8 protein-coding genes are annotated in these 12,758 nt (G+C 47.3%); 6 read left to right on the forward strand and 2 right to left on the reverse strand.

What is annotated here, in order from left to right; translation table 11 throughout:
- A complete protein-coding gene (gene secD, locus AC01YT_RS00620; protein WP_476672159.1) occupies positions 1-1,416 on the reverse strand; it encodes a protein translocase subunit SecD in 1,416 nt (471 codons plus the stop codon).
- A 148-nt stretch (positions 1,417-1,564) separates the two neighbouring features.
- Between secD and AC01YT_RS00625 the strand changes: the two genes are divergently transcribed.
- Positions 1,565-2,503 (forward strand): lysylphosphatidylglycerol synthase transmembrane domain-containing protein, encoded by a 939-nt coding sequence (locus tag AC01YT_RS00625; protein WP_476672160.1) that lies wholly within the window; start codon positions 1,565-1,567, stop codon positions 2,501-2,503.
- 14 nt (positions 2,504-2,517) lie between these two features.
- On the opposite strand, the gene AC01YT_RS00630 is transcribed toward AC01YT_RS00625, so the two are convergent.
- Positions 2,518-4,845, reverse strand: a complete 2,328-nt coding sequence (locus AC01YT_RS00630; RefSeq protein ID WP_476672162.1) for an HD domain-containing phosphohydrolase — start codon at positions 4,843-4,845, stop codon at positions 2,518-2,520.
- 329 nt (positions 4,846-5,174) lie between these two features.
- Between AC01YT_RS00630 and AC01YT_RS00635 the strand changes: the two genes are divergently transcribed.
- The 5 genes from AC01YT_RS00635 to AC01YT_RS00655 all read left to right on the forward strand — a co-directional run bounded on the left by AC01YT_RS00635 (position 5,175) and on the right by AC01YT_RS00655 (position 12,704).
- Positions 5,175-6,080 carry a hypothetical protein gene (locus AC01YT_RS00635; RefSeq protein WP_476672163.1) on the forward strand — a complete coding sequence of 302 codons (906 nt, stop codon included), beginning with the start codon at positions 5,175-5,177 and terminating at the stop codon, positions 6,078-6,080.
- On the forward strand, positions 6,077-8,503 hold the full coding sequence (locus tag AC01YT_RS00640) for an ATP-binding protein (RefSeq protein WP_476672164.1): 2,427 nt from the start codon (positions 6,077-6,079) through the stop codon (positions 8,501-8,503). Before AC01YT_RS00635 ends, AC01YT_RS00640 begins: the two co-directional genes overlap by 4 nt.
- Positions 8,493-9,191, forward strand: a complete 699-nt coding sequence (locus AC01YT_RS00645; protein WP_476672166.1) for a response regulator transcription factor — start codon at positions 8,493-8,495, stop codon at positions 9,189-9,191. Before AC01YT_RS00640 ends, AC01YT_RS00645 begins: the two co-directional genes overlap by 11 nt.
- A 299-nt stretch (positions 9,192-9,490) precedes the next feature.
- Positions 9,491-11,656 (forward strand): diguanylate cyclase, encoded by a 2,166-nt coding sequence (locus AC01YT_RS00650; RefSeq protein ID WP_476672167.1) that lies wholly within the window; start codon positions 9,491-9,493, stop codon positions 11,654-11,656.
- Positions 11,657-11,672: 16 nt separating this feature from the next.
- Complete coding sequence (locus AC01YT_RS00655) at positions 11,673-12,704, forward strand: uroporphyrinogen decarboxylase/cobalamine-independent methonine synthase family protein (RefSeq protein ID WP_476672168.1); 1,032 nt, start codon at positions 11,673-11,675, stop codon at positions 12,702-12,704.
- Positions 12,705-12,758: the final 54 nt, after the last annotated feature.

The raw sequence follows: 12,758 nt of genomic DNA on the forward strand, positions 1-12,758 counted from the left end.
CTAGAGACCAAACCAGCCTGGTTTTTTATCCACGTCCTTAAAGAGATCGAAGACAGTTGTCTCAAGTAGTGCCCGGGTGACAACAATGGCCGTGAAGAGACTGACCATAACACCCAGGGCTAAGGTTAGCGCAAAACCCTTAACAAAACTGGCGCCAAAGGTTGAGCCAAACCAGAATAGAATGGCACTGGTAATCAGTGCCGAGATGTTGGAATCGCGAATAGACGACCACGCGCGTTTCCAACCCAAATCAAGAGCTTGGCGCAGGTTGCGACCGTTTCGCAACTCTTCTTTGAGGCGTTCAAAGATGAGGATGTTGGCATCCAGAGCGCTACCCGTGCTGAGCAGGAATCCGGCAATACCCGGTAGAGTTAAGGTTACCGGAATGATCTTGAAGACGGCAAAGGTAATCGCGGCATATGTCAACAGGGCGAGATTAGCAACTATTCCCGGTAAACGATAATAAATACCCATAAATAACATCACAATGATGAAGCCAATGATTCCCGCCAGTAAGCTCTTCTGCAAGGAATCCTGCCCCAGGGTTGGACCGACAACGCGAATCTGCTCGATATTTAGCGGGATAGGAAGTGCACCATAGCGTAGCTGAACGGCCAAGGCATTGGCGCTCTCACTAGTGAAGTTACCTTCAATTTGGCCTCGGCCTTCGGTTATGGGTTCGCGAATTACCGGGGAGGAAATGACGCGTTTATCCAATACGATTCCCAAGTACTTACCGACATTTTGGGTTGTCCATTCCTTGAAAATGCGAGCCCCTTCGTCGGTGAATTCGATATCCACAACATAGCGTCCTAAAGTGTCACGGCTTACGCCCACGGATTTCAAATCACGTCCGGTGAGCACAGTATGATAACGAATGGTTGGTGTAGATGTTGGAGTGGGTGAACTCTCCGCAGTGGTTTCCGGGGTAGGAGTTTCACCAGTTGAAGGAGTTACCGTAGGAGCAGGAGTCTCGGTACTTGTGCTGGTCGTTATACCGAAATCAGTCTCGATGATAGTGCCTTCTGGCACGGGAGTGTCGCCAAAGTCTACAAATTCCAGTTGACCGACCTGGCGAATTTTGTTAATAACGTCCTCAGCATTGGTTGCTCCGGGGAACTCTCCCACAATGATTCGTTCGCCTGCGGTCTGAAAAACCACCTCACTAACTCCCAGTGCATTACTCCGGTTTTCCAAAATAATAGCGGCATCCTGAAGGTTCTGTTGAGTTACGGCTATCTCCGGAGGAACGCTGAGGATGACCTGCATACCACCACGCAGGTCAAGTCCCAAGACGGTTTCAAATCGTTTTTCAAAATTACCTATCTTGATACCGGGGTTTTGGGGAAGGTCTATCCAGATGGCAGCAATAAGGAGAATAGCGATGAGAATTAAGTTGACGTGTCGTTGCTCCATTCGCGTTGGCCTCCAATTCACAACAATTGCCAGCGTGGTCGCTGGTGCTCGCACGGATTATACTCCGGTTGAGGTGGAAGAGGTAGATAATAGGAGGAATTTCCGCCCTGGTCAGGGTGAAGAATAATGCATAAAATTCATCTTGCCAATGGACGAAAAGAATTCTCAACTCACAAATGCACCCAAGCGTCTCTCGCTATGGCGGTTGATTGGCACGCTCCTGGGGATAGCATTGACGATTTATCTACTGTTTTCTTATGGGTTAGATGAATTTCTCCGTATGCTTAAATCGGTTCCGTCAAGTGTTTTCCTCTTAGCTTTGATCTTCACCTTTCTTTCGCGGTTCATGGTAACACTTCGATGGTTAGCCCTCTTGCGTGCGGCGGGAGTACGCATGAGCCTCCGGCGCGCACTGCGCTTGGTTTTTATGGGACTATTTGCGTCAAATTTCTTGCCCACCACGGTGGGGGGTGATGCTGTGCGGTTGATCGGTGTTCTTCAGCATGAGATGAAAGCCAGCACAGGGGTGGCCTCGTTACTAATGGATCGCATTGTGGGCTCTATCGGAATGGCGACGTTGTTGCCTTGGGGAATTCCAATGATCTGGCCAACGATTGAACGCTTTTTTGTGACGGGGTGGGCTCTACCAGTAATGGTGAGAACTTGGTCAGATGTTGTTGATCGAAGCCGTCGCTTTGTGAAAGGTGTAATTGAAACTATCGATATTTGGTTGAAACGCCCTTATGGCATTGTTTTGGCTCTTTTGGCGACCTATGGTCATATGGCATTTACATTTCTAGCGGCATGGGTGCTCTTGGGGAGCATGCAACAGGCTATATCGTTTTTTCAAGTGGGGACTTTGTGGAGCCTGGCCTATTTTGTTACACTGATTCCTATATCCATTAATGGGCTAGGAATTCAAGAGTTTTCCCTTACCTTCCTGTTCACCCATTTTGGGGGAGTGGAGCCTCAAGCCGCGCTGGTTTTGGCAACTCTGATGCGTTTACTTTATATGCTAGCCAGTCTGCCAGGGGCTTTATTTCTTTCAGAAATTACTGCCAATTTAGGAATGTGTCCGCGTGGCTAAGCGGTGAGAGTATCTTATAAATCTTCACCCTTGAGATTATCGAGTAACTGCAAGAAGCATTCAACCACTTTAGGATCAAAATGGCTACCGGCTTCCTCACGCAGATAGGCGCGCACTTTTTCTTCGGGCCAGGCCGTTCGATAGGGGCGATCATGCCTAAGAGCATCCCAGACGTCCACAACGGCGAAAATCCGTGCCGGAAGAGGGATTTCTTCACCTTTGAGCCCGAAGGGATAACCCGTTCCATCCCATCGTTCGTGGTGGTAGGTGGGGATGGCCAGGGCAGGGCGTAAGAATGCAATGGACTCGAGCATTTGGCGGGCAAAGAGAGGGTGCAAGCGCATAATTGCGGCTTCTTCTTCGGTAAGCGAGCCAGTCTTGCGTAGTATATGATCAGGTATAGCCATTTTACCAATATCGTGAAGGATTGCACCGCGACGAATTTGTGTTAGGTCTTCACCAGTGACTCCCATGGCCTGAGCGAGGCGCACTGTCATTTCTGTAACACGTCGAGTATGGTTCTCCGTGCTCGAGTCGCGCATCTCAAGAGCGAGTGACCAACCTAAGATAGTTTCATCATAGGCTTGGACCAATTCTGCGTTTGTGCGTTTTAGATCTTCGATAAGGCGAGCGTTATCAATGGCAATTGCTGTAGTGGATACCAGGGATTCAAGAAATTCTTTTTGATCGTTGCTTAGTAACAGGGGTTTACGGTGAAAAAGTTCGAGAACACCATGTAAACGACGGCGTGAAATGAGCGGCAAGCCATAGTAAGCAATAAAGCCCTCTTCTTCCAACGGCACTGTGTGGCGGATAGAAATGTTGCTTTCTCGTAAGTCAGGTATAAAGAGTGGAGAGCCGTTTTTGGCCACCATCCCAGGAAGAGAATACTCTAACTGAAGAGGAGCGGTACGTATATTTAGTCCGCGAAAGCCATACCCCCCACCATAACTTAAACGGCCACTTTGTTCGTGATAGAGCCACACATCGGCGGCGTCCAGGTTAAGACGATGGATTACCTGATCGAGCAAGATATTTAGAGTGAAGCGCAAGTCAAGATTAGTGTTGATGGCAGTTTCAATGGTGCGAAGCGCACTCATTTGGTTGAGTCGTTTTTCGGTTTGCTCAGCGAGCATAACCCGACGTAATGTCACTGCTGTGATATCGGCTATGGCATTGACTAGACGCACTTCACTCAAAGTAAAAGAGCGATTACGTGCGATGATCGTTGCTCCTAACGTTTGCTCATGATCTATCAACGGCATCGCTAAAAGTGAATGAACTGTAGCAGGAAGGGCGAGTTCAGGATCAATAGATGAGGTTACTTGTTCAATGAATTGCATTTGCCCATTCGATACTACCTTACCAAGAATACCATGCTCGGGAGAGAGATGTTTTCCTGATAAGGGCTCAAAACATCCTAACGCTTTCTCGATGATGATCTCGTTAGCCTCGGAGTTGTAAATAGTTAACGCCATCCCTTCGGCATTCAAAAGGCGGTTAAGACGGGCGAGGATAATGGGATATACCTCATACCGAGAACGTGCGCTCCTCAGTGCATGGCTAAGACTTGTGATGATTTCAAGTTCTTCCTCTCGTTGCTTCAAGTCCGTGATATCGCTGATATAACCTTCAAGGGCTTCGAGATGTCCGTTGGGATCATATATGCCTCGTCCTTGCTCCCAGACCCAACGTATATGACCATCTGCACTGCGGATGCGATAGATCAATTGGTAGGGTTGATGCTGGTCAATCGCTATTTGCACTTGTTCCCAAACTTGCTGGCGATCTTCGGGGAGGATAATCTCTGCGAACGACCTTTTCCGGTTTTGGATAAAATCCTCGGGTGGGTACCCGGTAAGGGCATAACAACCCGGACTGATAAATTCCATACTCCATTGGGAATCGTTTCGGCAACGATAGGCCGCGCCAGGTAGATTGGCAAGAAGGGTGCTTAGAGTGGCTTGACTAGATGTTAATGGCTCAAGTGGGGATTGATCTTCCGGAATGGGTTCAAAGGTTAAAAGTAGGATGTCATTCTGTGGAAGCAACGATAGAAGTGAAGCGCGGAGATGGACTTGCCTCATTGCCCCACTTTGGGTTTTTAGCGCCACGCGAAGGGGGAACCGATCCGGCGGGTTAGAATCCCACAATGTTTCGCGTATTATGAATTCATTACCCCAATAGGGTGCTGGTTGCTGTAATATCTCTTCCGCTGACCATCCTAGCAGATTCGCAGCGCTAGTATTCCAAGCTAATACATAACCCTGTCGATCTTCAATCGAAGCGGGGATGGGTAAAGCCTGTACAAGAGCCCCCAAGTCCAGATGATGAGGTGCCATCGCTAGATTGCCTAAATCAATGATTCCCGTAGCAGGTGCTGTTGTGGTGCCGCCTGTTCATCGTTTATTCTATCGCCTTCTGCTCGAAAATGCAAAACCCCTCTGGTGAGGGTGTTGAAAAACAAAAGGAGAGTGTTGAAAAACAGAACCGTCCCTCTAAATATATAAAGGGTAAAAAGCCTATTTTTCGCGTAAAGGTGCGCCTATATGACTTTTCAACACTCTCCTCTGGTATAATTTTGACAAAGACAGTATTTTTTTATTTATGGCTTGGTTGGGTCTGAAAGTAAGGTAGCAGGATTGGGTTTGGAGAAAGGGCGGGTCCTTAAGTGATTGATGTTCTGTTTACTAAGGTCAACCCCGAATGGGAGAAGGTTAAAAATTTCCAATATTGTTCTGCCCGCAAAAAAATTCGATTGCTTGTGATAGCCCTTATCCTGGGGAATATTGTGGGTTTGGCTTCTTTGGCGGGTGACCTTGATATCCATTGGAGAATCATCGGGGGGATGTCCGTTTTTGCACCATTTCTGTTCTACTTTGGGATAGAAGAATTAATCACAGAAGGGCACCAAAATCCGGAACTACTCTTAATGTTGGTGATTTTAATCACTACACTGATGAGCATTGTAGCGGGTCTTAGTTATCCCATAAGAGATGGTTTTATCTTGTCAGGTCGGTTCTGGTTGATCATTATAGGCTTGTTTGTGCTTCCTTTATCGGTATATTTCCTCTCTATAGGAGGGGTGCCATCAGCATTCCGAGTTCTAGGATTACGCTCATATAACTGGGGTTTCTATCTATTAAGTGGAGGAATAGCAGGAATCACCCTAGGTGTACATTTAGCCTATTTATCTAACCATTATTTCCCACTAGTGGATATCCTTTTACGGAATGAGAATTTAGGAAAGATCTGTTGGTGGGGAGCGGTGGCAGGCGCGCTGTTAGCGCCTGCTGAAGAGATTGCCCTGAGGGGACGCGTAACCCAATTATTAGAAGATCGGTTGGGGTTCCACAAGTGGAGAATTCTAACCACAAATGCTATTTTTAGCGCATTAGTCTGGTTGCCCCTTGGATTGGTTATTTGGTTATGGCCAATGGGAATGGTCGTTTTGGGGTATCGGATAGTAATAGCTTGTCTGAATACTTATGTTCGGCTGCATGAACATTCTACATTGTTTGGAATTGCAGCTAATTTCGGACTTACTTTTTCTTTAGTTTGGGTATTGCGGATATGAAACGCAAAATTGTCACCTGGGATCAAACCAGCTCTCGCTTCAGGGATAATCAGTTGGGAAAAGGGATCACTCTTCTTACATCCTGCGTGGTCATATTGGTACTATTCCAGAGTGGACCTGCCTTTAGAGCCGGTTACCCTAATCCTCTAATATACCTCAGCCTCATTCCGGTTTTATTAGCTGCGGCTTTCCTGGGAACATTGCCGGCTTTGGTCATTGCTCTTTTCTACAGCGTAGTTTTCGTCGTGCACATGATTATGCTGTATGACTCTGCTTTGGGGTGGCGGCCTGTGTTTGAAATGGGAGGGGTGACGATTGCTCTCGTTTTTTTGGCAATGATTATTGGGGATACGACAAAAAGCCTGCGAAGGCGGGCTGAATTGCAAAGTGCTTTTGAAGCCAGTCTGAGATTAATGGGGCGCACGCTGAATTTGCAAGATGTGCTGATATTGCTTTATCGGTATGCACTGAGACAGTTGCCTTCAGAAGGTGGTGGTTTTTTGATCAGGGACCCGGTTTCCCAAGAATGGGAAGCAATAGGATTTGCAGAAAGCGGTTATTGGCGCCGAGAACCATTGACTTCTACATCCTACCAGAATTCTTTGGCCCAGTGGTTGGTAGAACAGCGACGTTCGCTATTTTTGAATGGATTGGATTTTCAAAAAGGCTTCCTGGAGCAAGGCCAAAGATATTTGTTGCATTCTATATTGGGCATTCCGCTTGTTCGATCAACGGGTGAGTTGATTGGGATGTTTGTTCTATTCAACAAGAAAGGCCATGGTTTCTTTGACAATACCGATATTTTTCGTCTTCAGACGCTTATGGAATTAGGAGAGCAGGCTCTGGAACAGGCGGGCTTACACACGATTACAGATCAAGCCTTAGAGCAGCGTGTTCGTCAGTTGGGGATGATCCAAAAAGCCTCTCAGAGGCTCAATGAAATGTTAGATCCCCAAGAAATTGTGGATTTCACACTGGAAACTGCCATGACCTTGATTCAAGCGAAAGCTGGGCTGATTGTTTTAGATGGAAACGAAGTTTCGATGCATTCACGGGCTTCTGTTGTGAATTTTTCCGAGATGAGCGGTCGTCTTAAGCAGGTTTATGATATGTATGCCTCGGATCGCGATACTAGACAACGGGCAAAATCATCACAACCATTATACTTTTTCCCTTCATCGAGGTCACAATTGGTCATCCCAATTCGTACTGGAGAAAGATTTTGGGGGATCATTGTGCTAGAGTCAGATGAAGAAAGAGCATTTGATCAGACATCTCGATGGGTGGTATCACTGCTAGCTGATCATGCTGCGACTTCACTGGAAAATGCCTATTTGTTCCATACCATCAAGAAAGATAAACATCGTTTGAGTCTGATTGTAGAGGGAATGAAGGAAGGATTGCTGGCTGTTAATGAGCGTGGGATTGTATTGTCTGCAAATGCAGCCGCTATAGAACAAGCGGGATTAGATGCAGACTCTCTGATGGGCCAGCCTATAGGAGTCATTTTTGATGGAGAGGAAGTTGAAAGGCGCATTTATACCGCATTACAGCATGTCCTGATTGAGCGTCACCCTTTAGTTGTAGAGGGTGTTGTCATTCGTCAGGGAAATGGTACGCGTCGAGTCGTTTCCCTTAGTTTGGCGCCATTGATACAAGCTGATGAGCAGGGGGCAGTTATTTTGATGCGGGATGTCACCGAAAAGGAAATGTTGACCCGTCTGCAGGATGAACTAATCTCTGCCTTTTCCCATGAAATGCGCACACCGCTAACTAAAATTCGATCCGCAGCGGAACTTATTCTTTCGGGTGCACATGACGAGGGAAAAATTAAGGATTATGAGAGGTATTTACACCTGTTAATTTCGGAAAGCGATCGTTTGGCCGATTTTTTGGATCGTATTCTGGATATTTATGCCATGGAAACGCATGAAATTGAGGTTGAACTACGCCCAATGCCGGCTGATTTCTTGATTTCAGAAGTTGTGGAACATTGGCGTATGATAAATCCAGAACGAGAGATACAGGTTTTAGGGAGTTCGTCACCAGTGTGGGTGTTAGCCGATGAACGTGCGTTTTACTCGGTATTGAACAATCTTGTTGAGAATGCGATTAAGTATTCTCCATCTGACAATCCCATTTGGGTTGTCTTTGATCAGAGTGTGGATAGATCAGCACAGATTACAGTTATTGATCAAGGACCAGGTATCGCGCCTGAGGATCAACCTTACTTATTCGACCGATTCTACCGTGCGGATGCAGGCGATGCTCAAACGGTTTACGGTCATGGTGTGGGACTCTATATTGCAAAGATATTGGTAGAGGCAATGGGGGGTAAAATATGGGTAGAGAGTGAACTAGGTAAGGGAAGCCGTTTTACGTTTACCCTCCCGTTAGCTGAGGAGGTGGGCCATGAGTCCTAAGATATTGGTGGTTGATGATGATCCGACCTTAAACGAACTAGTACGGCTTAATTTAGAACGAAAAGGTTTCGCTGTTTATTGCGCTGAGGATGGGGAAGAAGCGCTACGATTGGCTTATCAGGTTCACCCAGATGTTATTATCTTGGACATTATGATGCCACGCGTGGATGGGTATGAGGTCTGTCGGCGTTTACGTGCCTTGACCGATGTGCCCATCTTATTCTTAACTGCAAAAAGTCGCGATACGGATGTGTTGCGAGGCTTTGATGTAGGCGCTGATGATTATATGCGTAAACCTTTCAGCCTACGGGAACTCGAGGCCCGGATTCTGGCATTACTTAAACGGCGCAATCGGGGCGAAAGCGCCCAATTATCCGAAATCTTTGATGACGGAAATCTGCGCATTGATCTAAATCTACAAGCAGTATATCGTCGAGGGCAGCCCATACGATTAACCCCGACCGAGTTTCGTTTGCTGGCTTGTCTAGTGCGCGACCAAGGAAAAGTCCTAACCCACGAGGAGATATTACGTAAGGTCTGGGGTGAGGGATACATTGACGCGATACCTACCCTTTCCCTTTACATTCGTTATCTGCGTGAAAAAATTGAGGATGATCCAGGGCGTCCTCGGTACATACGGAACAAGTGGGGTGTTGGTTACTGGTTTGCACGCCCGGGGGAAGAATGAAAGTCGATCCGGCATGGAGTGGCATTAATATAAGGGGTGCTATGTCAATAGAGTCTACTCCTATAGAAGGGTTGCTTCAGGAAATCAGACAAAGTTATTTAGAGGCATGGCTTTATAGTGAGGGGGGCGGTTGGTCTAAACCGGTGATGGTCATCAAGCCGGATTGGCAAATTACTTTTGCGACACCTTTGATGGAGCGATTTTTATACCCTCAACAATCGCCCGTGGGAAAGTACTTAAAAGTACTTGTGAAAGAAGAAACATTGTCCGCCAATATATGCCACTTAAGACAGGATGCTATGCCCTATGAGATTCGAGTGCATCCTGTCACTTGGCGGGGAGCCCCGGCCTATTTGCTTGAACTTCGTTGCGTTCAAGAATTAGAAACTCAGCAAGTAACTTATCCATTGACCACTCAAGGTCTCCCTTCGATGGATTTACCTTCGTGGTTAGTGGAACCTGGAAATGAGAATGTCAATGAAGTGTTGAGACAAATGGGAGAACGCCTGGACGCAGATCGAGTCTTGTTCTTTTCGCTGTTCTCGCGGGAAGGACGTCTGCTAGTTCGATGGCAATACGGGTGGCAAATCCGGGAGAATGCTAGTGAACCTAAGCCGGAGATATGGGAAAAGACAGGATCACTGACAGGTTGGGGACTTGATTTGTGGGAAAGCTATTTGAGGAACGGAGAAGTCGTGCAAGCCCATGTGCGCGACCTTCCAGCACGCCAGAGTGCCGTTCTTGGTGCGCTTCACATTCGCTCACTAATGGTTATACCCGTTTTTGTTCGTGGGGCTTGGTGGGGAATCCTACAAATTGACGCCTGTGCCAGGGAAAAGACGTGGTCGGAAGAAGAGATTTATTATGCTCGTGCGATTGCCGGGCAATTGGGAGCGATTTTACTGAATCAAGATGCCCGCAACGCTCTTTCAAACATATTCAAGCATCAGGCAGAGGCTCATGAAAAGGCAATGTTTCTTTTTGAGGCAACGCTGACTCTAAGTTCAATCATGGATTGGGAAGTAGTGCTGGATCGGGCATTAAGCCTTTTATACAAGATTATTCAGTTTGATTGGGGGAGTATTGTATGGTTGGAGAGGGATAATCTGGTCGTTTTACGCGTTCTAGACCTGGCACGCGCGGCCACCAAGCTTCAACGGAAACCACCAATTCCCCCTATAACTGGAGATCGAGTTCCTTTCTTAACCCCACTTCTTAGTGAAGGAAAGCCTGTTCTAATTCGGGATACGTTGAATGAACCCACGTGGGTTTCCATTGAACAAGGCACTCGAATTCGCTCTTGGATGGGGATTCCTATCTGTTTTGGGGAACAAGTGGTTGGTTTCTTATCATTGGGATGGAATGAGCCTCACGGTTTTGAGGAGGAATCTCTTGATATAGCCCTTGCCTATGCGCGCGCCATTGGCCGGGTGTTTCAAAATGCCCGACTTTTTGACGAAGTCGCTCACGCGCTCGTCAGTGAACAGCGACTAAATGAGATCTCTCGTGAGATCAACAGTACCTCAGATTTGGGGAGTATGTTGCAATCGGTGTTAAGGCTGACCACACAATTGGTGTCAGCGGATATGGGAACTGTGGGCTTGTATAACCCCGAAGATGAGGTTGTTCTCATCGCCAGCACGTATAACCTACCGCGGCCTATTTTTCAAGCCCGACTTACCAAGGGTCAGGGTGTAGCATGGGAGGTGCTGATAAACAAGACGCCACTAGTACTTCGGGAGTACGCTGAACATCCACAAGCCTTGGATGAATGGGTACATATGGGCACTCATGGTTATTTAGGGGTTCCCCTTATTGCTGGTGATGAGGTACTTGGGGTTCTGAACCTGTTTAAACTTTCTCCGCTGCGTGATTTTTCGGAGCGGGATCGTATTCTGGCCGAAATGGTGGGACGGCAGGTTGGGATTGCAATCCAGAATATTCGTCGCTTTGAGCAAGCCCAGCGCTTGGCGACCCGAGACACATTAACCGGACTCTTCACCCGCCGTCACTTTTTTGAAATTGCTCAGTTGGAGTTTGAACGCAGCCGTCGTTATCAGCGGCCGATGGCTATTATTCTAATGGACGTTGATAATTTAAAGCCCATTAATGATACTTATGGCCATTTGGTTGGTGATATGGTGCTCCAAAGGGTGGCTCAAACGTGCCTGAAATTGTTGCGGCAAATGGATGTCATTGGACGTTTTGGTGGTGATGAATTTATTGCCTTACTTCCTGAAGCCAACCAAGAACAGGCTGTACAAATTGCAGGACGATTGGGAGAAGCCATTGTTCATAATCCCTTAGCCGTTAGCGGCAAGGAGATCCCCATTTCAGTTAGCCAAGGTGTTGCTGTACTGAATTGGTCATTTAAGTCAGTGGAGCAATTGGTACAATTTGCTGACCTGGCTTTGAACAAAGCGAAACAAGCGGGTAAAAATCAAGTGCTGGTATGGAATCCGTAAAGTAGGAGATGATTAAGTGCTTATCTCGAAGCCATTAACAACTAGCGTGATTGGTAGCTATGCGTGGCCTTCTTGGTACGTATGGGCTGTGGAGGCTATCCGCCGTGGTGAGTTTGGCGCGAAAGACGTTGAAGAAACGCTCAATGATGCGGTGGATTGGGCGTTACACGAGCAGGAAGAGGCAGGCATAGATATTGTCAGCGATGGTGAAATGCGGCGATTGGGATTTTTCACCGCCGGGTTTTATGGGCGATTGCAGGGTTTACGCGAACTACCACCGGAGCGACGTTTGGGCGTTCCTGGACATGATCAACGTGAACGGTACGAGGCTGTGGGGCCCATTACTGCTCCTAATGGGTTGGGATTGGTTGCAGAATTTGGCTATGCACGTGAGCGCACGCAGAAACCCATCAAGGTGACCTGCCCCGGTCCGTTTACACTTGCAGGTCGGATACTTCCAGGCGCAATATATCGGGATCGAATTGAAATTGCATATGCTTTGGCAGAGATCATCAACGCCGAACTACGTGCGGTGGTGCGAGCAGGTGCAAAATTCATTCAGATAGATGAACCCAGCATGGCGGTTCATGTTAGTGACCCACGCACGTTTTTAGATTTGTTGTCGCGTGCGCTAGAAGGGATTAGCGTTCGCAAGGGAATACATTTGTGTTTTGGTAATTTTATGGGGCGCCCGGTGGCACAGAGACGATACCATCCTTTGTTTCCAGCCATCTTAGACGCCAATGTGGATGAATTAGCCTTAGAGTTTGCCAATCGTGAAATGGCAGAGGTGCAGATTGCACGTGAGGTGGCAGCGGCAGGGAAGTTCCTGGCGGCGGGAGTGGTAGATGTGAAAAACTATTATGTTGAGACCCCTGAGGATGTTGCTGAGCGCATTCGGTTATTCTTACCTTACGTTTCTCCGGATTACTTGATAATTGTTCCAGATTGCGGTTTTAGCCAGACAGCGCGCTGGGCAGCCAGAGCTAAGTTAAGGGCTATGGTTGCTGGGGCGCAAATGGTACGGCGTGAATTGGGATTTGAATAAACCACGGCCCGATTCTTGCACCCTTGAAATTCACCGATGATTTTATTTGTAAAA

The sequence above is a fragment of the Thermanaerothrix sp. genome, from assembly GCF_056331585.1.

Coding starts and splice junctions, on each gene's coding strand:
- secD (WP_476672159.1), bottom strand. CDS start 1,416: ATGGAGCAACGACACGTCAACTTAATTCTCATCGCTATTCTCCTTATT.
- AC01YT_RS00625 (WP_476672160.1), top strand. CDS start 1,565: ATGGACGAAAAGAATTCTCAACTCACAAATGCACCCAAGCGTCTCTCG.
- AC01YT_RS00630 (WP_476672162.1), bottom strand. CDS start 4,845: ATGGCACCTCATCATCTGGACTTGGGGGCTCTTGTACAGGCTTTACCC.
- AC01YT_RS00640 (WP_476672164.1), top strand. CDS start 6,077: ATGAAACGCAAAATTGTCACCTGGGATCAAACCAGCTCTCGCTTCAGG.
- AC01YT_RS00645 (WP_476672166.1), top strand. CDS start 8,493: ATGAGTCCTAAGATATTGGTGGTTGATGATGATCCGACCTTAAACGAA.
- AC01YT_RS00650 (WP_476672167.1), top strand. CDS start 9,491: ATGCCCTATGAGATTCGAGTGCATCCTGTCACTTGGCGGGGAGCCCCG.